23 protein-coding genes are annotated in these 23,784 nt (G+C 73.4%); 6 read left to right on the top strand and 17 right to left on the bottom strand.

Annotated features, from left to right (window positions below; genetic code table 11):
- Positions 1–28: 28 nt before the first annotated feature.
- Entirely contained in the window at positions 29–451 is a 423-nt protein-coding gene (locus Aau02nite_RS29775) for a protein-tyrosine phosphatase family protein (protein WP_212991952.1), read from the bottom strand.
- Entirely contained in the window at positions 448–1,989 is a 1,542-nt protein-coding gene (dhaL, locus tag Aau02nite_RS47510) for a dihydroxyacetone kinase subunit DhaL (RefSeq protein WP_212991907.1), read from the bottom strand. Before dhaL ends, Aau02nite_RS29775 begins: the two co-directional genes overlap by 4 nt.
- Before the next feature lie 197 nt (positions 1,990–2,186).
- Here dhaL and argS point away from each other — a divergent pair, with 197 nt between their 5' ends.
- A complete protein-coding gene (argS, locus tag Aau02nite_RS29765) occupies positions 2,187–3,845 on the top strand; it encodes an arginine--tRNA ligase (RefSeq protein WP_212991906.1) in 1,659 nt (552 codons plus the stop codon).
- 3 nt (positions 3,846–3,848) lie between these two features.
- Here the strand turns inward: argS and Aau02nite_RS29760 are convergent, their stop codons facing one another.
- Positions 3,849–4,799 (bottom strand): RDD family protein, encoded by a 951-nt coding sequence (locus Aau02nite_RS29760; RefSeq protein WP_212991905.1) that lies wholly within the window; start codon positions 4,797–4,799, stop codon positions 3,849–3,851.
- Positions 4,800–4,839: 40 nt separating this feature from the next.
- Here Aau02nite_RS29760 and Aau02nite_RS29755 point away from each other — a divergent pair, with 40 nt between their 5' ends.
- Positions 4,840–5,835 carry a stage II sporulation protein M gene (locus tag Aau02nite_RS29755; RefSeq protein WP_212991904.1) on the top strand — a complete coding sequence of 332 codons (996 nt, stop codon included), beginning with the start codon at positions 4,840–4,842 and terminating at the stop codon, positions 5,833–5,835.
- Here the strand turns inward: Aau02nite_RS29755 and Aau02nite_RS29750 are convergent.
- Positions 5,832–6,389 carry a hypothetical protein gene (locus Aau02nite_RS29750; protein WP_212991903.1) on the bottom strand — a complete coding sequence of 186 codons (558 nt, stop codon included), beginning with the start codon at positions 6,387–6,389 and terminating at the stop codon, positions 5,832–5,834. The genes Aau02nite_RS29755 and Aau02nite_RS29750 overlap by 4 nt on opposite strands.
- 40 nt (positions 6,390–6,429) lie before the next feature.
- On the opposite strand from Aau02nite_RS29750, the gene Aau02nite_RS29745 reads away from it, so the two are divergent.
- The gene (locus Aau02nite_RS29745) at positions 6,430–6,843 is read left to right on the top strand and encodes a hypothetical protein (protein ID WP_212991902.1); all 414 of its coding nucleotides are present in this window, start codon (positions 6,430–6,432) and stop codon (positions 6,841–6,843) included.
- Positions 6,844–6,890: 47 nt separating this feature from the next.
- Here Aau02nite_RS29745 and Aau02nite_RS29740 read toward each other — a convergent pair whose 3' ends face one another.
- The 5 genes from Aau02nite_RS29740 to Aau02nite_RS29720 are packed head-to-tail and all read right to left on the bottom strand — an operon-like array spanning position 6,891 to position 11,933.
- Positions 6,891–8,210: a DUF58 domain-containing protein gene (locus Aau02nite_RS29740; RefSeq protein WP_212991901.1), complete on the bottom strand. Its 1,320-nt coding sequence runs from the start codon at positions 8,208–8,210 to the stop codon at positions 6,891–6,893.
- A 6-nt stretch (positions 8,211–8,216) separates the two neighbouring features.
- Entirely contained in the window at positions 8,217–9,191 is a 975-nt protein-coding gene (locus tag Aau02nite_RS29735; protein WP_212991900.1) for an AAA family ATPase, read from the bottom strand.
- Complete coding sequence (locus Aau02nite_RS29730; RefSeq protein ID WP_212991899.1) at positions 9,188–10,522, bottom strand: DUF4350 domain-containing protein; 1,335 nt, start codon at positions 10,520–10,522, stop codon at positions 9,188–9,190. The genes Aau02nite_RS29735 and Aau02nite_RS29730 overlap by 4 nt, the downstream gene beginning before the upstream one ends.
- Positions 10,519–11,100 carry a DUF4129 domain-containing protein gene (locus Aau02nite_RS29725; protein ID WP_212991898.1) on the bottom strand — a complete coding sequence of 194 codons (582 nt, stop codon included), beginning with the start codon at positions 11,098–11,100 and terminating at the stop codon, positions 10,519–10,521. The genes Aau02nite_RS29730 and Aau02nite_RS29725 overlap by 4 nt, the downstream gene beginning before the upstream one ends.
- Entirely contained in the window at positions 11,097–11,933 is an 837-nt protein-coding gene (locus tag Aau02nite_RS29720) for a hypothetical protein (RefSeq protein WP_212991897.1), read from the bottom strand. Before Aau02nite_RS29720 ends, Aau02nite_RS29725 begins: the two co-directional genes overlap by 4 nt.
- Positions 11,934–12,073: 140 nt before the next feature.
- On the opposite strand from Aau02nite_RS29720, the gene Aau02nite_RS29715 reads away from it, so the two are divergent.
- Complete coding sequence (locus Aau02nite_RS29715; protein ID WP_212991896.1) at positions 12,074–13,870, top strand: bifunctional metallophosphatase/5'-nucleotidase; 1,797 nt, start codon at positions 12,074–12,076, stop codon at positions 13,868–13,870.
- A 115-nt stretch (positions 13,871–13,985) separates the two neighbouring features.
- Here Aau02nite_RS29715 and Aau02nite_RS29710 read toward each other — a convergent pair whose 3' ends face one another.
- From Aau02nite_RS29710 to Aau02nite_RS29695, 4 genes are all read right to left on the bottom strand, one after another.
- The gene (locus Aau02nite_RS29710) at positions 13,986–15,026 is read right to left on the bottom strand and encodes a hypothetical protein (RefSeq protein ID WP_212991895.1); all 1,041 of its coding nucleotides are present in this window, start codon (positions 15,024–15,026) and stop codon (positions 13,986–13,988) included.
- 655 nt (positions 15,027–15,681) lie between these two features.
- A complete protein-coding gene (locus Aau02nite_RS29705; protein WP_212991894.1) occupies positions 15,682–17,256 on the bottom strand; it encodes a serine/threonine-protein kinase in 1,575 nt (524 codons plus the stop codon).
- A gap of 138 nt (positions 17,257–17,394) precedes the next feature.
- Positions 17,395–17,970, bottom strand: coding sequence for a YdeI/OmpD-associated family protein (locus Aau02nite_RS29700; RefSeq protein ID WP_212991893.1), 576 nt, complete (start codon positions 17,968–17,970; stop codon positions 17,395–17,397).
- 82 nt (positions 17,971–18,052) lie between these two features.
- Complete coding sequence (locus Aau02nite_RS29695; RefSeq protein WP_212991892.1) at positions 18,053–18,550, bottom strand: hypothetical protein; 498 nt, start codon at positions 18,548–18,550, stop codon at positions 18,053–18,055.
- A gap of 344 nt (positions 18,551–18,894) precedes the next feature.
- Here Aau02nite_RS29695 and Aau02nite_RS29690 point away from each other — a divergent pair, with 344 nt between their 5' ends.
- Entirely contained in the window at positions 18,895–19,263 is a 369-nt protein-coding gene (locus tag Aau02nite_RS29690) for an STAS domain-containing protein (RefSeq protein ID WP_212991891.1), read from the top strand.
- Positions 19,264–19,338: 75 nt separating this feature from the next.
- Positions 19,339–20,370 (top strand): serine/threonine-protein kinase, encoded by a 1,032-nt coding sequence (locus Aau02nite_RS29685; protein WP_212991890.1) that lies wholly within the window; start codon positions 19,339–19,341, stop codon positions 20,368–20,370.
- Positions 20,371–20,537: 167 nt separating this feature from the next.
- Here the strand turns inward: Aau02nite_RS29685 and surE are convergent, their stop codons facing one another.
- The 4 genes from surE to Aau02nite_RS29665 all read right to left on the bottom strand — a co-directional run bounded on the left by surE (position 20,538) and on the right by Aau02nite_RS29665 (position 23,767).
- Entirely contained in the window at positions 20,538–21,383 is an 846-nt protein-coding gene (surE, locus tag Aau02nite_RS29680; RefSeq protein ID WP_212991889.1) for a 5'/3'-nucleotidase SurE, read from the bottom strand.
- A complete protein-coding gene (locus tag Aau02nite_RS29675) occupies positions 21,380–22,318 on the bottom strand; it encodes a 1-phosphofructokinase family hexose kinase (protein ID WP_246595540.1) in 939 nt (312 codons plus the stop codon). Before Aau02nite_RS29675 ends, surE begins: the two co-directional genes overlap by 4 nt.
- Before the next feature lie 48 nt (positions 22,319–22,366).
- A complete protein-coding gene (locus Aau02nite_RS29670) occupies positions 22,367–23,389 on the bottom strand; it encodes a methyltransferase (RefSeq protein WP_212991888.1) in 1,023 nt (340 codons plus the stop codon).
- 63 nt (positions 23,390–23,452) lie between these two features.
- Positions 23,453–23,767 carry a hypothetical protein gene (locus Aau02nite_RS29665; RefSeq protein ID WP_246595539.1) on the bottom strand — a complete coding sequence of 105 codons (315 nt, stop codon included), beginning with the start codon at positions 23,765–23,767 and terminating at the stop codon, positions 23,453–23,455.
- Positions 23,768–23,784 lie beyond the last annotated feature (17 nt).

Here is a 23,784-nt window from a genome sequence, read left to right as displayed (position 1 = left end):
CCGCGTCGGCCGGCGCGCGGGATCAGTGTCAGGGGAACGTCCGGACGTAGCGGCGCTGCCACGGCGTCTCGACCGCCCCGCGGTGATAACCGGCACGGACGAATGCGACCGCCTCCGCCGCCGGCACCCCGTCGAGCACCGCCAGGCAGGCCAATGCCGTACCGGTGCGGCCCTTGCCGCCGCCGCAGGCGATCTCCACCCGCTCGTCCGCGGCCCGCTCCCAGGTTTCCCGCAACAGCTGCACCGCCTGCTCCCGGTCGGCCGGCAGCCAGAAGTCGGGCCAGCGCAGCCACCGGCTCTCCCACGCCGACGGGGCCGGCTCGGCGCCGAGGAGGTACACCCCGAACTCCGGCGGTGGCCCGGGCGGCAGCGGCCGGCGCAGTCCGCGCCCGCGCACCAGCCGCCCGGACGGCAGGGCCAGGATCCCGGGTGCGGCCGGATCCCAGCTCATGCCGCCGGCAGGGACGACGCCACGGACGACAGCCACAGCACCACGGCGCGTGCGCCCGGGTCCGGATGGCCGATCACCCGGTCGCCCAGGTAGCTGGACCGGCCCAGCCGGGCCCGGATCGCCGTCGTGCCCTGCGCGCCGTTGCGGGCCGCGTCGACCGCGGCGGCCAGCGCGTCACGGCCGGAGGCGCCGTCGCGCAACGCCGCCGCCATGGCCTCGGCCGCCGGGGCCAGGGCGTCGACCATGGTGCGGTCGCCGACCTCCGCGCCGCCGACCTCGCGGACGCCGTCGGTGCCGGCCCGCAGCGCCGCCGACCACGCGCGGGCCGGGTCGTCCAGGCCGGTCTCCTCCAGGGCGGCCGCCGCGCGCAGCAGCAGGATCGCGTACAGCGGGCCGGAGGTGCCACCGATGCTGCGCCGTACGGTCGCCGACGTGGCCCGCAGCACCGCCGCCGGGCCCTGCTCGCCGGGGTATTCGGGGCACTCCGCCAGCACCGCCGCGGCCCCCCGGGCCAGGCTGATCCCCATGTCGCCGTCGCCGACCTCCCGGTCCAGGTCGGTCAGCTCGTCGCGGTGCGCGACCAGCGTCTCCGCGACCGCCTCCAGGGCCCGGCGCACCGGGTCGCCGGCGGGCAGTGTGCCGGTTGCGCTCCCGGCCGGAGCCGGCGCCGCGATGACCGCGCCCTCGGCCGCCGGGACGGTGTGCGGCCAGGCCGGCGCGGTGGTCGGCGCGTCCAGCGCTTCCAGCAGCTCGTCGTCGACGGCCAGCAGGCTGACCGAGACCCCGGCCATGTCCAGCGCGGTGAGGAAGTTCCCGGCCCACAGCCGGGTCACGTCGTGGGCCTCCTGCAGAGCGGCGCGCTCCACCCCGGGCTCGCCGTGGATGCCCAGTCCCCACTCGGCCTCGTCGGCGTCGAGCAGGAATCCGGGCTGGCCGGCGGCGGGCACGGTGCACGCGCTGAGCGCCAGGCCCATCGTGCCGACCGAGTCCGCGACGCGCTGGGCCCGGCGGGCCACCTCGGCCAGCGGCAGACCGGCCGCGGCGGCGGCGCCCGCGACCTTGTGCACCAGGACGGTGCCGGCGAGACCGCGGCGGCCGGCGCCGCCCTCGGCGGCCAGCGCGACGTCGTCGGCCACCACGACGGTGGCCACCTCGACGCCCTCGGCCCGGGCCAGCTCGGCGGCGAGCCCGAAGTTGAGCCGGTCGCCGGTGTAGTTCTTGACGATCAGCAGGACGCCGCGCGGGGTGGCCACCGCCCGGATGGCGTCGAGCACGGCATCCACGGACGGCGAGGTGAACACGTCACCCGCGACCGCGCCGGTCAGCATGCCGGCGCCGACGTAACCGGCGTGGGCCGGCTCGTGCCCGGCGCCGCCGCCGGAGAGCAGGGCGACGTGCCCGGCCCCGCGGACGGCCTCGATGTCGGTACGGACGGCGGTGGTCGAGCCGGCCAGGCGGGCGATGCCGGCGGCGGTGAGCGTGAGTCCGTCCAGGGCCTCGCTGACGACATCGTCAACGGCATTGATGAGCTTCTTCACCCGGATCATTCTCCACCCCATGACGCGGATTGACCCGGTAACATCGCCGCCGTGCACAGCAACTACAGCGAGCGACGCCGGATGAGCCCCCTCCGGTTGCGCTAGCACGTGCCTCCAGCCGGCGGGTCGAATCCCGCCGGCGTCACCCCGTACCGGCACCTGTCGACCCGTCTCCGCGTACCAGTCGATGGGTTGTCATGAATCTCGAAGCTCTGCTCTCCGCCCGGCTCGCCCCCGCGTTCGCCCAGGTCGCGCAGGCGACCGTCGATCCGGCCGTGCGGCGCTCCCGGCACGCCGACTTCCAGTCCGGCGCGGCCCTGCCGCTGGCCGGCCCGCTCGGCCGGTCCCCGCGTGACATCGCGGCGCACGTGCTGGCCGCGGCCGACCTCGCCGGGATCGCCACCGCGGAGATCTCCGGACCCGGTTTCCTCAATCTGCGGCTGACCGACGAGGTGATCGCCGCCGGCGCGAACGACCTGGCCGCCGACGCCCGGCTCGGCGTGCCGCGCACGACGCGTCCCGAGCGGATCGTGGTCGACTACTCGTCGCCGAACATCGCCAAGGAGCTGACCGTCGGGCACCTGCGCTCGACCGTCATCGGCGACGCCGTCGCCCGGCTGCTGGAGTGGCTCGGCCACGACGTCGTGCGGGCCAACCACCTCGGTGACTGGGGCACGGCGTTCGGCATGCTCATCGAGCACCTGGGCGGTGGCCACGCCGGCGAGATCACCGATCTGACCGCTTTCTATCAGGCCGCCCGGGCCCGGTTCGACGCCGATGAGGACTTCCGCACCCGGTCCCGGCTGCGGGTGGTGGCGCTGCAGGGCGGCGACGAGGACACGCTGCGGCAGTGGCGGCACTTCGTCGCGGCGTCGCAGCGGTATCTGCTCGCCGTCTACGACCGGCTGGGCGTGACCCTCGGCGCCCGGGACTTCGTGGGCGAGAGCTTCTACAACGACAAGCTGGCGTCCGTGGTGGCCGAGCTGGCCGCCCAGGGCCTGCTGCGGGAGAGCGAGGGCGCGCTGTGCGCGTTCCCGCCGGGCTTCACCGGCCGGGGCGGCGATCCGCTGCCGCTGATCGTGCGCAAGAGCGACGGCGGTTTCGGGTACGCGGCCACGGACCTGGCCGCCCTGCGGTACCGGACCGGTGACCTGGGCGCGACCCGGCTGCTCTACGTCGTCGGCGCCCCGCAGCGCACCCACTTCGCGATGGTCTACGCGGTGGCGGCGGCCGCGGGCTGGCTGCCGGCCGGCGTGCGGGCCGAGCACGTCGGCTTCGGCTCGATCCTGGGCACCGACGGCAAGATGTTCCGGACCCGCTCCGGTGAGCCGGTCAAGCTGGCGGCGGTGCTGGACGAGGCGGTCGCCCGGGCCGCCGCGCTGGCCCCGTCGGCCGAGGTGGCGCGGGCGGTGGGGACCGGCGCGGTCAAGTACGCCGACCTGTCCGGCGACCGGATGTCGGACTCGGTGTTCGACTGGGACAGGATGCTGGCGCTGACCGGCAACACCGGGCCGTACCTGCAGTACGCGTACGCCCGGACCCGGGGCATCCTGCGCAAGGCGCCGACGGCGCCGGGACCGATCCGGATCATCGCGCCGGCCGAACGCGCCCTGGCGCTGGAACTGCTCGGTTTCGCCCGGGTCGTGACCGGGCTGGAGGAGTCGCTGGAGCTGCACCGGCTGGCCGGCTACCTGCACGGGCTGGCCCAGACCTTCAGCGCCTTCTTCGAGGCGTGCCCGGTGCTGAAGGCGCCGGCCGGGATCCGGGAGAGCCGGCTCGGCCTCTGCGAGCTGACCGGCCGGACCCTGCGCCAGGGGCTCGGCCTGCTCGGCATCGAGACGCCGGAGCGGCTTTAGGGCCTAGAGCGGGCGGCCCTCTTCCTTGGCCACGCCGAGCAGCGGCCGGTTGGCGCCCGCCGGGTCCCAGGTCGGGTCGGTGACGGCCGGCTGGGCCCAGTCCAGCCGGCCGAAGCCGGGCCAGATCCGCTGGGTGAGCGCGCGGGTGGTGTGCACCCGCCGGCCGGCCCGGCGGCGGCGCTCGGCCAGCACCGCGCTGAGGAACATCCACGCGGGGGTGTCGGGCGGCGGCGGCTGGGAGATCTTCTCGGCGACCTCCTGGGCCAGGCTGTGCGCGAAGCGGCCGTTCTGCGGCTGCCGGATCTCGCCGGCCCGGGCCAGGTAGTGCCGGGCGGCCAGGGCGAGCTCGTCGTCGAGCCCGCTCAGGTCCAGCTCGGCCGCCCACCCGGCGAGCTGCGGCGGCATCGAGGGCACCCAGCCCCACGGCGCCGGGGACCGCTCGTGGATCACGAACGTGCCGGCCGCCTGGTCGCCCAGCCGCCGGCCCTGAGCGGAGAAGATCATCGTGGTGAGCGCGACCGCCCAGGTCAGCGGCGGGAACAGTAGGCCGGGCCATTCCACGGCCACGCCGACCAGGGTGCGGGTCAAGGCGTGCCGCAACCGGATCGGACCGCCGTCGACCCGGACCACCCGCAGGCCCAGCGCGCGCTTGCCGATGCTGCGGCCGTTGGTCAGGGTCTCGGCGATCGTCGGGTAGGCGATGAACACCAGAATGACCCCGACGGTGAAGGCGGCCTGCATGAAGGCACCGTCGGCCACGCCCGGCGGCAGCAGCGACGAGCCGATCCCGATGATGATGACCGTCAGCATGACGAACACCAGCTGCATGCCGATGTCGATGATCAGCGCCAGGCCGCGCGAGCCGACCCGGGCCGGGCGTACGTCGACCTCGACGGCCTCGCCGTTGACGATCGGCTCATCGCTCCCGCCGGTCGCCGGCCCCGCCACAGTCATGCGGGTAGTTAACCCGATCGGCGTTGGCTACGCTGCGCCGGTGGACCTGGACGCGTACGTCGCCGAGCGCCGCGGGGAGTGGAACCGCCTCGAGGTGCTGGCCCGCCGCCGCCGGTTGTCCCCGGAGGAGGCCGACGAGCTGGTCCTGCTCTACCAGCGGGCGGCCACCCACCTGTCCGTGGTCCGCAGTCACTCGCCCGACCCGATCCTGCTGGCCTCGCTGTCGCAGCTGGTCATCGCCGGCCGGTCGGCGGTCACCGGCGGGCGCAGCTTCTCCTGGCAGCCCGTCCGGCACTTCTTCACCTCGGCCTTCCCGGCCCAGCTCTACCAGGCCCGCCGCTGGTGGCTGACCGTGATGGTCGTGGACGTCCTGGTGGCCTGGGCCCTGATGTGGTACTTCGCCTCGAACCCGGACGTGATCAGCCTCTTCGGCACCGGCCAGGACCTGCGGCGCTACGCCGAGCAGGACTTCACCGGCTACTACAGCGAGTTCCAGGCGCAGAACTTCGCGGCCAGCGTGTGGACGCACAACTCCCTGATCGCGGCCCAGTGCCTGGCCTCGGGCGTGCTGATCCTGCCGGTGATCTACATCCTCGCCCAGAACATCTTCGCCCTGGGCCTGGCCGGCGGCGTGATGATCTACACCGGCCACGCGGACACCTTCTTCGGCTTCATCCTCCCGCACGGCCTGCTCGAGCTGACCTGCATCTTCGTCGGCGCGGGCGTGGGCCTGCGGATCGGCTGGGCCTGGATCGCGCCCGGCCCGCACCGCACCCGCGGCCAGGCGCTGGCCGAACGGGCCCGCGGCGGGATGCTGGTGGCGCTGGGCCTGGCCGTCACGCTGGGCGTGGCCGGGCTGCTGGAGGCGTACGTGACCCCGTCCGGCCTGCCGACGGTGGTGCGGGTCGGGATCGGGGCGGTGGTCTGGGTGGCGTTCCTGGCGTACGCGCTGGGGGTGGGCGGGGCGGCGCAGCGCCGGGGCGAGACCGGCGACCTGGCCCCGGAGCACTCGGTCACCCCGGTCCCGACCGCCTAGGGCTGCAGCTGGGCCCGGATGCCGGCGAACGACTTGCGCCGGTCCTTGAGCGACCAGATGGTGACCCAGCCGACGCTGCCCGGCTCGGCCCAGTGGCAGACGGTGGCCACCGCGGGCTGCTGCTCCCGGGACAGGCCGCACGTGCCGACGCCACCCGGAGTGCCGGGTGCCGCCGGGCGGACGTCCTCCAGCGTGACCGAGTTCGCGGTGAGCATCCGCAGGGTCGCGGCCGGGTCGGCCACCTGACCGGACGCCGCGCTCACCTCGACGGTCTCCGAGATGTCGTCGGGGTCCAGGTACGCCGCCGCCACGGACGCGCCCGTGGGCGCGAACACGTGACGCTTGAGGAACTTCTCCGCGCTCTTCGGACGCTTGAGCCACTTAGCCGTGGTCGTGCGCGGCAACCCGTTCATCTCGGCCGGCAGGACGAGGCGGACGACGGGCGGCGCCGCCGACGGGCTGGGCGTGACGGTCGGCGCGGTGGCGGGCTTCGGGTCGGACGCGGAGCAACCAGCGAGCGCGAGCAGGCCGCAGAGCAGGAGAGGGAGGCGCATAGGGCCGAAACAATAGCGGGCGGGTGGGCATAGTGACCCGATGGACTCCTTCTCCGCGCCGATCCTGCTGGCCGCGGCCGCACTGCACCTGGGCTTCCAGCTGACGGTGTCCTGCGTCGTGTATCCGGCGCTGGCCGACGCGCCCGAGTCCGCCTGGCGGGAGATCCACGACGCGCACAGCCGCCGGATCACGCCCGTGGTGGTGGTCGTCTACGGCCTGCTGGTGGTGGCCTGTGGCTGGGTGGTGCTGGCCGGACCGGACGCCTGGACGCTCGTCTCGGTGCTGGCTGCGGCGGTCGCCGGGCTGCTCACCGCCTTGGGCGCGGCACCGGCGCACGGCCGGCTGGGCCGGGGCTGGTCCCGGGAGCTGCTGCACCGGCTGCTCCTGATCGACCGGGTCCGGACCGTGGCGGCGGCCGTCTGTGCCCTGGCCGCCTTCCTGGCCGCCCGCTGAGCGGCGCCCCACACAGTCATCGTGCGGCGGGGCACCTCGGAGCCGGACTACAGCCGGCCGGCGGCCTTGAGCATCAGGTAGACGTCGGCGACCTTCGAGGCGAAATGCTCGCGCAGTTCGTCCACGACCAGCACGCCCTGCTGTTCCAGCAGCGCCCGCACCCGGCCGCGTTCGGCCAGCGCCAGCTCCGCCGCCGCGGCCACGTGGACGTCCGCCGCGGTGGCGCCCTCCGGCGGCAGTTCGGCCAGCTGCGCGGTCTCCGGGTCGCGCACGCTGGCCAGCACCACCCGGTGCCGGGTGGTCAGCCGGGACAGCATCGGCAGCAGGCCCTCGACGATCGGGGCCGCGTCCAGCGCCGTGAAGATGACCACCAGCGAGCGTTTGTGGTCGCGGCGCAGCAGGTCGCCGGCCGCCAGCCCGAAGTCCGTCTCGACCAGCGCCGGCTCCAGCGCCGCCATCGAGCTGATCAGCCGGGGAAGCTTGGTGCGGTGGCCGCCGCCCTCGACCTTGGCGCGGACCGCCGTGTCCAGGGCCAGCAGGTCGACCCGGTCGTCGGCCTTGGCCGCCAGCACGGCCAGCAGCAGCGCCGCGTCGATCGCGGCGTCCAGCCGGGGCTCGTCGCCGATCCGGGCCGCCGACGTGCGGCCGGTGTCCAGCACGCAGATCAGCCGGCGGTCGCGTTCGGGGCGCCAGGTGCGGACCACCACGTCATGGGTACGGGCACTGGCCCGCCAGTCGATCGAGCGCACGTCGTCGCCGATCACGTACTCGCGCAGCACGTCGAACTCGGTGCCCTGGCCACGGCCGCGGGTCACCACGGCACCGTCGAAGATGCGCAGCTTGGCGAGCTTCTCCGGCAGCAACCGGCGGGACGGGAAGCGCGGCAGCACGCGCAGCGTCGACCCCGGCGTGACGGCGTCGTTCCACTTCTGCCGCCGCTGCCGGTACGCCAGCCCGAGCGGCCCGTACGAGCGCAGCGTGACCCGCACCGCCCGCCGGTCACCGTGCCGGGTCGGGGTCAGCGTGGTGGTGAGCTCCTGCTCCTCGCCCGGCATCAGGTTGAGCCGGTGCTCGGTGTTGTCCGCCCCGGCCGACGGGACCCAGCGGTCGCGCAGCCGCAGCCACATCGGCCGCCGGGAGCCGTTGCCCACGGTCAGCGGCATCGTGGTCGTCTCGCCCAGCCACACCGTCGCCTCACCGGCGCGGCGCAGCGTGACCCCGGTGAGCGGTGCCGCGGCCAGCACGTCCAGCCCGGCCGCGAGCACGGCCAGCCCCAGCACGGCCGCCGTCAGCAGCCACGGGCCCGGCAGCAGCGCGGGCAGCGGGACGCCCAGCGCCAGCAGCAGCGCGAAGCGCCTGGTGATCACGCCGGCTCAGCGGGGCGCGGGTACGGCGCCCAGCACCGTCCGCAGCACCGAGTCGGTGGAGACGCCGTCCAGCTCGGCCTCGGCGCGCAGCCGTACCCGGTGCCGCAGCGTCGGGATGGCGAAGGCCTTCACGTCGTCGGGCAGCACGTAGTCGCGGCCGCTGAGCCAGGCACGGGCCTTGGCCACCGCGAGCAGCGCGGTCGTGCCGCGGGGGGAGGCGCCCAGCTCCAGCGCCGGCGAGACCCGGGTGGCCCGGCACAGGTCCACGATGTATTCCAGCACCGGCTCGGCGACGGCGACCCGGCGAGCGGCCTCGCGGCCCGCGGCCAGGTCGGCGGCGGTGGCCACCGGCCCCACCCCGGCGGCCTTCAGGTCCCGCGGGTCGAAACCGTGGTGGTGCGCCTTGAGCACGCCGAGTTCCTCCTCGCGCTGCGGCAGCGGCACGGTCAGCTTCAGCAGGAACCGGTCCAGCTGCGCCTCCGGCAGCGGGTACGTGCCCTCGTACTCGATCGGGTTCTGGGTGGCGACCACGATGAACGGCTCGGGCAGCCGGCGGGTCTCGCCGTCGGTGCTGACCGTGCGCTCCTCCATGGCCTCCAGCAGCGCCGCCTGGGTCTTCGGCGGGGTCCGGTTGATCTCGTCGCCGAGCAGCAGGTTCGTGAAGATCGGCCCGGGCCGGAAGTTGAACGCGGCGGAGCGCGCGTCGTAGACCAGCGAGCCGGTCACGTCGCCGGGCATCAGGTCCGGGGTGAACTGCACCCGCTTGGTGTCCACGTCCAGGGCCGCGGCCAGGGCCCGGACGAGTAGGGTCTTGGCCACCCCGGGTACGCCCTCGAGCAGCACGTGGCCGCCGCAGAGCAGCGCGATGACCACGCCGCCGACCACCGCGTCCTGGCCGATGACCGCCTTGGCGACCTCGGCCCGGAGGCGTTGCAGCGCGTCGCGCGCTGCGATGGCCTCCACTCCAGCGGAAGACGTCACGTCACATTCCCCTCGTCAGGTGCCTGTTGCCAGTTCTGCTGCCCCGTCACGAAGCGGACCAGGTTCTGCAGGGTCGTCGCGGCGCGGGCGAGCTCCTCGTCGCTGTCCTCGATCCCGCCGCTGAGCATGTGCCGTACGTCCAGCACCGGCTGACCGACGGTGGCCGCGACCCGCTCCGCCACCTCGTCGGCCGAGACGTCCGCGGGCAGGCCGTAGTGCTCGGCGAGCCGGACCCGGGCCGCGCCCTGCAGAGTAGCCAGTGACGTGCTGCGCGCCCCGGCCCGCCGGTAGAGCCCGCCCAGTCCGCGGACGGTCTCGGCGGCCCGGACCCGGACCGGCAGCGGCTCGGCCACCGGGGCGCCGAGGCGGCGCGCGGAGGCCGCGGCCAGCGCGAGCGCGGCCAGAGCCAGCAGGGCCAGGGTGGCCCACACCGCCGGCGGGAAGGCGCGGGCCAGCGGGCTGTCCGAGACCCCGTTGCCGCCGCCCTGGGCGGACTGATCGGCTTCCCCGCCGTCCTGCGGCTCACCGGTCGGCTCCTCGTCGCCGGAGGGATCGCCGCTGTCGTCCGGGTCGTCGCCGTCCGGGTCGGGATCGGGCTGCTCCGGCTGCTCCGGCTCGGTGGGCCGGCCGGAGTCGTCCGGGGCGGGCTCCCGCTCGTGCAGGTCCAGCCAGATCACCGCCGGGCTGCGGCCCAGCAGGCCGCGCGCCAGCGTCCGGTTGCCGTGCTCGTCCGAGCGGTCGTTGCGGAACGGGTCCGCGGCGCCGACCAGGGTCATCGCGACCTGTGAGGAGCGGAATTCCACCAGCCCGTCGCCGTAGCAGCGCACGGCGTCGTAGGCGGAGACGTCGTAGCGCCAGCGTTGCACGGCGGCCGGGCCGGCGGCGTTCGCGAAGTCGGTCGCGCACCCGGGCTGCGGCGCCGTGGCGGTCCAGCGCGGCCCGCCCACGGGGACGCTGAGGCCGGCCGCGGCCAGCTCGTCCTGGCCCGGCGCGACCAGGACCACGCGGACCTGCTCGGGCAGCGTGGCCAGCCGTTCCAGGTAGTCGGGGTGGACCAGGCCGGGGGTGGTGACGAAGAGGGTGACCGACCCGGCCGCGGCGGCCTCGGTGATCGCCTCGGCGCTGGAGCTGCGCACGGTGACCTGAACCCCGTCGCTGGTCAGAGCGTCGGCGAGCAGCCGGGCGCCGTCCCCTTCCGTGCTGGTGGGGGAGAGGAAGGAAGCGTCGGTCGGGTCCGGCTGCTGCACGACGTGGGCGACCCCGGTCATCGTGGCCAGCGCGGCGACGAAGCCGAGCGGCAGGGCGAAACGCAGCCAGCGGCGGGACTTCACGACGTGACCCCCCGCATCCGCGTGCGGACGTCACCGGTGAGGGCGCGCATGCGTTCGTCGTGGAAGGGCAGGGCGGGGCGGTTGCCGTACCAGATCTCGGAGAACAGGTCGGTGGCCCCGGTGAGCGGGCCGGCCACGGCCGGGCGCTGCACGGCCGCGGCCGCCGCGACCTCGGCGGCGGTCGTGCCGGGCAGCGGCGCGACCACGCCGGCGGCGGTGAGATCGCCGACCACGTCGCGCAACCGCTGCCGGATGGCCTCGGCATAGCGGCCCTCGGCGGCCAGCCGGTCGGCCAGCAGGGTGCCGTCGGGCAGCACGACGGTCGGGGCGAAGACCGGCTCGACCTTGGTCTTCGCCTTCCGGGCGGCCTTCGGTTTCCGGGTACGCCGCCAGCGCGGCAGCCGCCAGCGGGGCATCCGCAGGCGCGGCATCCGGGGCAGCCGGGTCGGCACCCACGCCGGGTACCAGTACCAGAGCGCGCCGGTCAGCCCGGCGACCGCCAGCAGAACCAGCAGCAGGACCTGCGGCGGGACGACGTCGAAGACCGCCGCCGCGAACTCGTCCCAGACCCGGGTCACCGGGCGTACACCAGGACGGCGGCCTCGTCCTCGCCGCGGCTGCGGGCCCGGCCGATGGCGATGTCCAACCCCTCGGTGCGGATCCGCGTCTCCAGCAGCAGGACGGCGGCGACACAGGCCAGCGCGGAGTAGGCGACGGCGTTGGCGAGCACCCAGGCGGCCGGGATGAGCCAGGTCAGCCAGGCCGGCTCGCCGCCGCTGAGCCGCGTCAGCACCCACACCCACCCGCTGCCCAGGGCGAAGCGGATGACGAACCAGGTCAGATAGGCGCTGAGCAGGGTCCAGAACCCGCGCAGGCCGCCGCGGGTGGTGAGCTGGGCCGAGCGCCACAGTGCACCGAACGGATTGCCGGCCCGGTCGATGACCAGGACCGCGGAGGTGAGGCTGAACAGGCCGTACAGGATCAGCCAGGGTGCGAAACCGGCGAACAGCGCCACCCCGGCCAGCACGCCCAGCACGAGGGCGACGCTGATGGTGGCCAGCGGCCGGGTCCGCGCCCACAACTCCCGATGGCGGAGGGGCCGCCCGAGCAGGGCAGGGGCAGCCGCGGCCGCGGCGAGGGCGCCGAGCAGCGTGAGGATGACGGTCTCGGTGGCGAACCCGAGCGCGGTGACGGACCACCACTGCCCGAAATGCCCCCGCGCGGGCCCGTAGTAGGGAGGGGTGACGGACGCGGCAGCACGCAACGGCACCAGCAGCGCCTGCTCCAACAGCCCGAGCACGGCCGCCAGGGCGAGCAACGGAAGGGCCCGCGCCCGCAGCAGCGCCATGGCGGCGTCCAGCAACTCACCGAGCGTCATCGGACGCAGCGGCAGTTCCGGCTGCGCAGGCATGGCGGCGATCCTACGAGATGCCCGCCGGGCCCGGCATCTGCCGGGTCCCGCGGCAGCTCTCGCCTGAGAATGCATCGGCGGTTATGGTGCCTCGTGGGCGCCCACGAGGCGCGTGCACTTTTCCCTTCGAAAGGTTCCTGATGACCCTTCCCGCAGGCGTTTCGCGGCGTGGTGTGCTTGCCGCCGCAGCTGCCGGTGCCGCCGTTCCGCTCGTGCTCGGTGACGCGGCCGGCGCCGCTCCCGCGACGCGTCCCGGTCACGGCCCGAAGACGTACGACCTGACCGTGCTCGGCACCTCCGACACCCACGGCAACGTCTACAACTGGGACTACTACAAGGACCTCGAGTACGACGACAGCGCGCACAACGACGTCGGTGTGGCCAAGCTCGCCGCGCTGGTCAACCAGATCCGGGCCGAGCGGCGGGGCAAGGCCACTCTGGTGCTCGACGCCGGCGACACGATCCAGGGCACGCCGCTGGCCACGTACTACGCCAAGCAGGAGCCGATCACCACGACCGGTGAGAAGCACCCGATGGCCAAGGCCATGAACGTGCTGCACTACGACGCGGTCACGCTGGGCAATCACGAGTTCAACTACGGCCTGCCGCTGCTGAACCTGTGGATCCGCCAGCTCGGCTTCCCCGCGCTCGCCGCCAACGCTCTGGACGCACGCACGAAGCGGCCGGCCTTCACCCCGTACGTGATCAAGAAGGTCTCGCTCGGCCACGGCGCACCGACGCTGCGCGTCGGGATCCTCGGCCTGACCAACCCGGGCTCGGCCATCTGGGACAAGGGCAACGTCGAGGGCAAGCTGATCTTCGAGGACATGATCGCCTCGGCGGCGAAGTGGGTGCCGGTCATGCGGGCCCGCGGCGCCGACCTCGTGCTGATCTCCGCGCACGGCGGCGACAGCGGTACGTCCAGCTACGGCCCGGAGCTGCCGATCGAGAACCCGAGCGCACTGATCGCCGAGCAGGTCCCCGGCATCGACGCGATCCTGTTCGGGCACGCGCACGCCAACGTCCCGCAGCGTTTCGTCACCAACCAGCAGACCGGCGCGCAGGTGCTGCTCACCGAGCCGTCGAAGTGGGGCCAGCGGCTGAGCCGGATGGACTTCACGCTGACCCGCGACCGCGGCCGGTGGACCGTCACCGGGAAGAAGTCCGACCTGCTCAACACCAACACGGTCACCGAGGACCCGCGGGTGCTCGCCGTGGTCAGGGCCCAGCACGCCAAGACGGTCGCGTACGTCAACCAGGTCGTGGCCACCTCCACGGTCGAGCTGACCACGGCGGAGTCGCGGTACAGGGACACGCCGATCCTGGACTTCATCAACAAGGTGCAGACCGACACGGTGACCGCGGCGCTGGCCGGCACCCCGTACGCGTCGCTGCCGGTGCTCTCCCTGGCCGCGCCGTTCAGCCGCACCGCGGTGTTCCCGCAGGGCGACGTCAAGATCCGCGACGTGGCCGGCCTGTACGTCTTCGACAACACCCTCGAGGCCGTGGTGCTGACCGGCGCCGAGGTGAAGGCGTACCTGGAGTTCTCGGCGAAGTACTTCGTGACGCTGCCGGTCGGCGCCACCCCGGACCCGGCGACGATCAGCGACCCGGCCGTGCCGGACTACAACTACGACGTGTTCTCCGGCATCGACTACGACATCGACATCAGCCGCCCGGTCGGCGACCGGATCACCCGGCTGGAGATCGCCGGTGCCACGGTCGCGGCGGACGCCCAGTTCGTGGTCGCGGTGAACAACTACCGGCGCAGCGGCGGCGGCAACTTCCCGGGCATGGTCAAGCCCCAGGTCTACAACGCCCAGCAGGAGATCCGGCAGCTGCTGATCGACTGGGCACAGGCCAAGGGCGAGATCAACCCGGCCGGCTTCGCCGTCACGAACTGGCGCCTGGTCCGCGCGGGCGTCCCGGTCTTCTGACCAAGGGGTACGCACGACAGGGGGCCGTCGTGATGTTCCCCCCGGAACACCCACGACGGCCCGCCCACCCCATCCCGGCCGGCCACTCTTACGGCCGGGAATTCTCAATCCGCCTTCAGCGACCCGGCCCGGAACGCCACTTACCGTCCTCATCAGCAGTCAGCGTCAGCGTGCCGGTGTGCCCGTCTTCGAGCGTCAGCCGGCACAGATAGTCACGCATGCCCTCCGCATCGCGCTCAGCCACAGGCCGGCACTGCGCCGCGGTGACATTGATCCGGGCGTCCCGGAGCTGACCGTCACCGACGACGTTGCGCTGCACGGCCTCGAGCCGCTGGTTCTCCCGGATCTCGGTGACCACCGGGCCGACCAGCACGGCACTCACCACGAACCAGCAGAAGGCGCCGGCCGCGACGGAGATGACGAACGCGATCCAGTACGGGGCGGTGCTGTTGCGGGTCCGCCGGGCCTGATCGGCGCGGCGCTTGGCGGAGACGGCTCCGAGGATGCCGAACAGCAGGGTGAAGGCGGCTACCGGCCAGACGGCGGGCGCTTGGGCGCGGGAGGCGTGGCGCATTTCGTCGGGGAAGGGGACGAGGAGGCCGCCGTATTGGGGCAACGGGTGGTCGGGTGGGCTGACCGGTCCGGGGACCGGCGTGGCGGCGGCCGGTCCGGTGGCAGCCGGTCCGGTGGCAGCCGGTCCGGTGGCAGCCGGTCCGGTGGCAGCGGGTGCCGGCCAGGCGGGTGCGGGTTCTGGTCCGGCTTCAGCGGGCGCTGGCCAGGCGGCGGCGGGTGCCGGCCCGGCGGCTGCCCACGGCGGTGCTGTGGGATACGCGCTCGGCGGAGGATAGGCGGCGGCTTGGGTGGGGCCGCCGGGGTACGTCGGACCGCCGGAACGCGTCGGGCTGCCGGCCTGCATCGGGCTGCCAGCGTGCGTCGGGCTGCCAGCGTGCGTCGGGCTGCCGGAATGCGTCGGGCTGCCGGGCTGCGGATACGGTACGGGCTCCGGGTAGCCGGCCGCGCCCTCCTGCGGGTAGGAGACGGCGGGGTAGCCACCGGTCGGCTGCTGCGGCGGGTACTGGGCGTGGCCCATCGTGAACTGGGGATAGTCGTGGGGCGCGACCGCGTTCTCGGGGCCGGGGGGAACCTGAGCGGGCATGCGGGGCCTTTCCGGTGGCGGCTCGGAGCAGTGCCGTGCCAGAGCCCATCCCATCGGTCCCGCCGCCCCGGACATGAGAACTCCCCGCCCGCACCGCCTCCGCTGGGTAAGGGGAGGTAAGTCATGCGGGGAACTCATCGTCGCGGCGGCGGTGGCCGGCCCGCTCTGCACGGGCCTGAGCCCCGCCCGGGCGATCCGCCCGGCGCACAGAACTGACTCGGTACTTGCCGGGTCGTGCCGGCCCAGGCTGATGACGGCTCTTCACCGGTATGCCGCCAGCCGCCGGTAGCGCTGCGTGGGTTGGTCACGCTGTTCGCTTGCGCTGCTTGCGCCAGTCACCCGGCCATGCTCGGCGACGCTGGTTGCTTGGCCGTGCGGGGTCGCTTGGCCGTGCGGGGTCGCTTGGCCGTGCGGGGTTGCTTGGCTGTGCGTCGCTCGGTCGCGCCGGTCGCTGGTTACCGCATCGCGCTGGCTCGGTTGGGTGCGCTGCCACTCAGTTGCGCTGGTCGGCCGACCGTACCGATCGCCCGGCCAACTCGGCCCGGCTCAACCGGCCCAACCCGGCCCGGCCCGGCAGGCCATCCACGGAAGCCGGCTGATCGAACGACTGCTCGACCCCCGTCCGCCCAAGGTCACAGCTGACCGGTCGGCCCCGTCAGCCGTTCCCGCTACCTGTGCCCGAGCCGCCGCCGTCCTCGCCGCCGCCGCCACCCTCCGGCGGTGGCGTGGTGGTCGGGTCCGTCGGTGGAGTCGTCGTGGCCGGCTCCGTCTCGGGGGGCGGGGTGGTCTTGTCCGGGGTCGGCGAGGTGGACGTCGAGACCGATGCCGACGGTGACTTGCTCGGGGTCGGCTTCTGGGTCGGCTTCTGGGTGTTGACGTTCCCCGGATTCGCCGGGCGGGTCGTCTCGGTCGGCTCGGTCGGCTCGATGGGCTCGTCGGACTCATCGTCGGCCGGGGTGGACTCGGCCGGCACCACCGGGTTCGGCCGCTGCTCCGCGTCGGCGTCGCCGCTCTGCAGCGCGATCGCCAGGGCCAGCCCGCCGGCCAGGATGAACAGGCCGATCACGGTGAGCAGGACGGCGAGCTCGTTCTTGGTGCGGCCGCGCTTGCGGGGTGGCGCCTGTAGCGGGGGCGCGGCCTCGAGCAGGTTGCGCTGGCCGGGCATGGTGCGGCGGGGTGCCGCCGGGCTCATCGGCCGGGTCAGCGAGGTGCCGCTCATCGATGTGCCGGTCTGTCCCGGGCGGCCCAGCCCGGTGCCGGTCATTCCCGCACCGCCCATTCCCGCACCGGCCAGTCCGGCCCCACCCAGGGCCGTGCCGGTGGTCGACGGGCCGGGCATCGTCGGGCGGCGCAGGGCCGTGCCCGTCATCGAGGTGCCGGTCTGCGAGCGCCAGTCGAGGGTGCCGGCGGCGGCCAGCGCGGCGGCGGCGAACTCGGCCGCGTTGAGGAAGCGGTCCTCCGGCTGCTTGGCCATCGCGCGGCTGATCAGCTCGCGGACGGCCGGCGGCACGGTGGTCTCGGGCAGCGGCTCCGGGTCGTCCTCCAGGTGGCGCAGCGCCACCTGCAGAGCGTTGTCACCGTCGAACGGCGGGTGACCGGCGAGGCAGTGGTACGCGACCGCGCCCAAGGCGTACACGTCGGTGGCCGGGGTGACGTTGCCCTTGGCGACCTGCTCGGGGGCCATGTAGAGAGCGGTGCCGACGATCGCGTTGAGGCCGGTCACGCTGGTCACGGCGGCGGAGCGGGCCACGCCGAAGTCGACCAGGATCACCGTGCCGTTCGGCTTGACGATCAGGTTGCCCGGCTTGACGTCGCGGTGCACGGTGCCGTTCTCGTGGGCGGCGTGCAGGGCCTCGGCGGCCTGCGCCACGATCGACATGGTCTCGGCGACCCCGAGGCGGCCCTGCTCCTTGAGCCGGGCTGACAGCGGCTCGCCGTCCACGTACGCCATCACGAGGTAGGCGCAGTTGTCCTCGTCGTTGGCGTCACCGGCGCTGTAGTCGTACACCTCGACGACGCCGGGGTGCCGGAAGGCGGCCATCATCCGGGCCTCGCCGTAGAAGCGGGCGGCGAACTCCGGGTCCGACAGCATGGCGGTGCGCAGCACCTTGACGGCGATCGTCCGGCCGAGCACCACGTCGGTGCCGCGCCACACGTCGCCCATGCCACCCGTGGCGATGCGCTCGTCCAACCGGTAGCGGTTGTCCAGGAGACTTCCCGAACTGAGCACCAGCGGACCTATCTACTCGGGTGTCGCCACGGACGGATGACGCGGAACGGAGGCCCGGCTGCGAGCCGGGGCCAACTGTACAGATTCACGTCACCTCCCGGCGAGGTCGGTCGGTTGCGGTCAGGGCGCGATCCGGGCTCATCGGCGGGTCAATGGCGGGACCGTACGGCCCGCCGCGGAGTCGGTGATCAGCTGGTTGAGGCGCCGTTGCCGGGTTTCCTCCCGCTTGGCGCTGACCACCCAGTGCACGGCTGCCCGGCGGTACGACGCGGGTTGCGCCGAGAACCACTTCCATGCCGCCTCCTCACCCTGGAACCGGGCAGTCTGCTCGGCGTCGAGCACCGCGTCGGCGGGCTGCTCGTACGAATACACCGCCACCCGTTCGGGCTTGCGGGACCCGAAGGCTTGCAGCCCGGCCGGATGCATCAGACCGGCCGCGGTCAGCTCGGCGACCTTGGCCACGTTGACCGCGCTCCACACGCTGCCCTTGCGCCGCGGGGTGAAGCGGACCTGATAGCGCTCGTCGTCGATGCGCCGCCCGATGCTGTCGATCCAGCCGAAGCACAGCGCCTGCTCGATCGCCTCGGTGTGCTGCACCGAGGGCTTGCCGGTGTGCTTCTTGTAATAGCCCACCAGCAGCTCAGGGGCATCGGCGTGGTGCTCGAGGAACCAGGCACGCAGCTCGGCCGCATCGGCGAAGAACACGGGCTCCATGTCGACGAGCCTAGGCGTGGGGTCCGACAGAAAACAGCGACCGCCGGGCGGCAGAGGGGCTCCGTCCGGCGGCCGCCGCGGGTCAGTTGTCGTAGGTCGGTGTGACGACTACCACCGCGTCCGGCTCCGACTCGGCCAGCTCCAGCTGCTCGTTCTCCGCCTGGCGCTCCAGCGCGGCCCGGGCGGTGGTGGCGGCGGCCCAGCCCAGCGCGACGCCGAGCAGGCCGACCCCGACGAGCAGGCCCCAGGGCAGGCCGGGCTTGCGGCCGGCCAGCGCGTTCGCGGCCAGGTTGGCCCGCTCGTACGCCTCGTCGCTGACCGCGGCGAGCTTGGCGGCGGCCTTGTCGGCCAGCTTGCCGCTCTGCTTACCGGCCTTGCCGGCCAGCTTGCCGCTCTGCTTGCTCGCCTTGTCGGCCAGCTTGGTGGCGGTGGCGGCGGCGACCGCCGCCTTGGCGCTCGCGAGGTCCGCGGTGTGCTTGCCGGCGTCCTTGGCGCTCTCGCCGGCGCCCGTCATCGCGGACGACAAGTAGTCCCAGGCCTGCGCGGCTGTGCGCTCGGCAGTGTTCTTACGAGAGAGCATCTTCTCGGTACCTCCTGCGATCGCCGGTGCCGGCGGGTGGGTCGTCGACATTCATCGAGGGTGCCCAAGCGCCACGAAATGCAAACGTACCGGTGAACGGGTGGGGTGAGTCGGATGTGGACAGCATCACGTCGGCTAAAACGGTGGACATCGCTGGGTACGCTTGCGTCGGTTCATACGGGGCACACAGGTGCCTGTCAGGTTCACGCATTACGGTTCGGGCAGTTTCACCGAACCCGACGGGGGTAGTCATCGCCGCCCCCGACGACAGCGGCATCAGGTACGGCCGCTGTCGTGCAGAGGAGCAGACGCTCGGGGCATCCCGGGCGGGTGGAGGTAGTGGCGTGACGCTGTCGATAACGACGTCGACACTCCCCGCAGGGGTGGTGGAGATCTCTCCGGCTGGTGAGATCGACGTCGAGAACGCGTACGAGATCAAGGATGCCGTGGCGAGTCAGCTCGCCGCCGGGCGTCCTGAGCGCATCGAGCTCGACATGCACGGCGTGACGTTCATCGATTCCGTGGGGATCAGTGCCCTGGTGGCGGCGTTCCAGCTGGCCAGCGTCAGCGGCGTCAAGCTGGTCGTCACGCGTCCCAGCCGTTTCGCCCACCGCCAGCTCTGGGTCACCGGCCTGCTCGGTCTCTTCGGCGCGCCGCAGCCGTGCGTCGACTGTGACGAGCCGGCTCATCAGCCCCTCGTGTCCGGCGCCTGACCGCGAGTGATCATGGGTCTTAATCCTTCCTGAGGCGGCTTGTCCGGGTCTCGGCGGTAGGGGATAGTGCCCTGCGTGGCGAAACTTCCGATGGGCACCGCCATCCTCCGGCGATACGTGCTGATCGGCGCCATCGGCCAGGGCGGTGTCTCCACCGTCTATTCGGCCGTCGACGCCCGCCAGGGTCGCAAGCTGGCGGTGAAGGTGCTGGCCCCGAGCCTGGCCGACGACGCGCAGGCCCGCGAGGACGTGCGGCGCGAGGCCCTGATCACCGACCGGCTGCGGCACCCGAGCGTCCCGCGGGTCTTCGAGTACGGCGAGGCGCCGCTGCCCGACGGCAGCGTGGTGCCGTACGTGGTCCTGGAACTGCTCGCCGGGGTTCCGCTCACCGAGCGGCTGGCCCGGGGGCGCCTGGAGTGGCCGGAGGCCGTCCGGATCGCCGCCACGGCCGCCGACGTGCTCGCCGTGGCGCACCGCCGGGGCGTCGTGCACCGGGACCTGAGCGCCCGCAACATCATGGTCAGCCCCGCCGGCATCAAGATCATCGACTTCGGCCTGGCCACGGCCGCGCTGCGCAGCGGTGACTCCGGCGCACACCCGGTCGTGATCCGCCGCAACGGCCCCCGCGGGGACACGACCCGCGACACCCTGTCCCGCAGCGCCGCGGTGCACGGCGCCCCGAGACGCGATGGCCCGAAGCACGGCGGCCCGAAACACGGCGGTCTGCGGCGCGGCGGCCAAGATCACAGCGGCTTGGACCACGGCGGTCACGACCACGACGCGGGCACCCTGCCCTCGCATCCCAAGACGGCGTTCGCCCGGCCCGCCGACGACGTCTACACCCTCGGCGTGCTGCTCTACGAGATGCTGACCGGCCGGTCGCCGTACCCGCCGGCGGTCGCGGCCATGATCGTCACCGCCGGCCGGGCCGGCCACCTCGCGCCGACGCCCGTCCTGGCCATCCCCGGCCTGCCGCCGCCGCTGCGGGATCTGGTCCGCGCCTGCATGGCGAAGCGGCCCGAGGACCGCCCGCTCAGCGTCGACGTCGCGCTCGACCTCTGGCGGATCCTGGACGGCGTCCACCTGCCCGAGCCGTCGATCAACTAGCGCCGCGACCCCGGAACGTCGACAAGCGCTGAAAGCGCCCGGAACGTCGACAAGCGCTGAAAGCGCCCGGAACGTCGACAAGCACCGAAAGCGCCCGGAACGTCGACAAGCGCCGCGACCCCCGGAACAAGAGGCGGAAGCCGCCGGCCCCGGGCGGAGTCCGTGCTTCAGATCGCGGGCGTCTGCACCACGATCGACTCGAGGTTGAACTTGACGTCCGTGGCCTCGGCCGGCGACCGGATCGGGGTGACCACCGCGAAGCCCTCGGCCAGCGCGGCCAGGTCGGTGCCCGGCTCCAGCGGCTCGTCGGCGGCCTGCACCGCGGTGCGTACGAAGCCCTCGCCGGCCTCCGCGATGCTCATCTGCACCTGACCGAATCTGGCCAGCGTGGCCCGGCGCAGCCCGCGGATGCCGTCCACGTGCAGGTCCGGCACGTTCACGTTGAGCACCGTGCCCGGCGGCGTGTGGGTCAGGGTGGGCAGCAGCTTCATCGCCAGGCCGGCCGCGCTGTCCCAGTGCCGGTTCTCGTCGTCGGCGTGCTCCAGGTCGGCGATGGCCTGGCCGCCGCTGGCCGCGGTGCCGTTGGCGGGGGAGAGCACGTCGAGGGAGATGGCGAGGCCGTGCAGCCCGGCGTGCGAGGCCGTCAGGGTGGCGCCGACCGTGCCGGAGTGCACGACCGCCGCGCCCGCGTTGGCGCCGCGGTTGATGCCGGAGAGCACGATCTGCGGGGGCGGGCCGAAGGCGCTGCGCAGGGCGAGCAGCACGATGAAGGCGGGGGAGGCCGCCACCGCGTACGCGGGCACGTTGCGCACCCCGGGCAGCTCCCGCTGCGACACGACGATCTTGCCGTTCTTCTCCACGGCCGTCATGGCGGCGCTGGTGCCGCTGGCCTCGGTCAGCGGCGCGGCGACCACGATGTCGAGGCCCTGGCGGGCGGCGGCCCGGGCCAGGTGGCGCAGCCCGGGCGCGTCGATCCCGTCGTCGTTGGTGATCAGGATCCGAGGCGTGGTCATACCGGTACCTTCGTGTCGACGGGCGTCAGTCTCACCCGCTCGGTCAACACCTGGACGGCGTCGATGCGCCCGGTGCCGAGCCCGTGGCGGGTCACGTTGAGGGCGCCGGCGGCGGCGCCCGTGCGTACGGCTTCACACAGCGTCCCGCCCTGGGCGAGCACCGCAGCGACGCCGGCGGTCATCGAGTCACCCGCCCCGCGCGACTCGGCGGCCACCATCTTGGGCATGTCGACCTCGTACACCTGGTTCTCGATCAGGGCCAGCGCGCCCTCGTCGGCCCGCGAGACCAGGGCCATCTCCGCCCCGTCCTCGCGCAGCTTGTACAGCGCCCGGGTCAGTGACTCGGTGGAGCCGTCCTTGACCATGCCGTCGCGGATCAGCTCCTCGTGGCTGACCTTGACCACGTGCGGGCGCGCTTCGAGCGCGGCGGAGAGGTGGGCCGCGGACAGGTCGACGATGACCTTGCAGCCGTTGGCGCCCAGGTCGGTGGCGAGCCGGCGGTAGATGTCGGCGGGCACGACGGAGGGGTGGGCCGGTCCGCTGAGCACCGCGATACCGGCCCGCAGCCCCTCCGCGAGCGCGAGGCTGTAGAGCTCGTCCATCTCGTGCCGCGACAACGGCTGGCCCGGGTCGTCGGCCAGCTCCTCGCGCTGGCCGCTGCGTCGGTCGTGGACGTACCAGCCGGTGCCGGAGTCGCGCTTGATGGTCTTCAGCGTCACGCCGTGGAACTTCAGCAGCGGCTCCAGCACCCGTCCGACCTCGCCGCCGGTGGCCGAGCAGAGGGTCACCTGGGCCCCCAGCAGCGTGATCATCCGGGCCTGCCAGACGCCCTGCCCGCCCGGGTGCACGTGCAGCTCCGCCTTGTCGTGCTGCTGCTCGAGCGTCACGGTCAGCTGGGGCGCAGGCACGAACACCATGACGCCTTTGTGGCTCATGAGCACAGTCTTACGGACGGGCCCGCCGCCGCGGGCGTGATCGCTGATTTAGCCGGCCGGCTTGATCCCCAGCACGGCGCCGTTCGCTCCGGGCGCGTCGAAGCGGACCGTCCGCACCTCACCGAAGCCCGCGCCGGTCAGCCAGGCGGCATACTCCGCGTCCGAGTAATTACGCCCGCCCACGGTCTCGACCAGCATGTTCATCCCCATCAGGGCGGCCGGAGCCGGTCCGGTGCGGTCCGCGTCGAGCAGCAGCTCGGAGATGATCACCAGGCCGCCCGCCGGCAGGGCCGCGTAGGCCTTGGCCAGCAGCGCCTGGTTGGTCGGCGCGTCCCAGTCGTGCAGGATCATGCTGAACAGCACCGTGTCGTGGCCGCCCGGCAGGTCCGGGTCGGCGAGGAAGTCGCCGGGCCGGGTGGTGATCCGGTCGGCGAGCCCGGCCAGCTCGATCTTGCCTGCGGCGATCTCGACGACATGCGGGAGATCCAGGACCGTCGCGGTCAGGCCGGGCTGCTGCCGGCAGAGCTCGATCGGGTACGCCCCCGAGCCGCCACCCACGTCCAGCAGCCGACGGCGTCCGGCCAGGTCCACCGCACCGCCCAGCGCCCGCGCGGTGAAGATCGACGTGGAGTACATCGCTTCCCAGAACGTCGCCAGCAGCTGTGGGTCGGCGGTGGTGAACATCGACTCCTGGGTCTGCGGATCCCAGGTCAGCGGCCGGTCCGTGCGCAGCGCCTCGCCGATGCGGTGCCACGGCAGATAGGTGCGGCGGTCGCAGTAGGTGACCTGCCCGCCGAAGTAGTACGGCTTGCCGCGGACCAGGAACTCCTCGGCCAGGGCGGTGTTGCGGTAGCCGTCGCCGGCCCGTTCCAGCAGGCCCAGCGAGGCGCAGGCGGTCAGCAGCAGGTCGGCCGGGCGCTCCGGAAGCCCCAGCTCCTGCTCGGCGGCGGCGACGGTGAGGGTACGGCCGCCGGCCAGCAGGGTGAACAGGTCGAGCTCGACGGCGGCGGCGAAGGTCTTGAAACTCCAGAAGCCGGTGACGAGGTCCATGAGGGGTGTCGGCGTCAACATGACGCAGATCATGGCAAAGGGGCGCTCGGGCCCAGCCGGGCGGTTATCGGGCGGCGGCCTCGGTCAGTCGCGCAGCGGCGTGACCAGCGACGGGTCGTTGCGCAGCAGGTCCTCCAGGCGGACCCGCCACCTCCCGGCCTCGATGTCGGCGGTGAACCGGTCGTTGTCGCTGCTCTGCACCGACGCTTCGAGCAGGCGCCGGCGGGTGGCGGCCAGTTCGCCGTACACCTCGGTGCCGAGGCGGCTGAGCACCCAGCCGGCGTACGCGTCGTAGCCCGGCCCGGCGGCCGTCCGGACGAAAGCGCGAGCGGCCTCCCAGGCCACCCGGGGCTGGTGGATGACGGATTGCGTCATGGCGATCCCCTCCATGGTTGGCATCAAGAGGAGTGTAGGGA

It is taken from the genome of Actinoplanes auranticolor, from assembly GCF_018332655.1.
Lineage (GTDB): Bacteria > Actinomycetota > Actinomycetes > Mycobacteriales > Micromonosporaceae > Actinoplanes > Actinoplanes auranticolor.
Note: the sequence above shows the minus strand (reverse complement) of the source record. Positions and strands in the feature narration are given on the sequence as shown.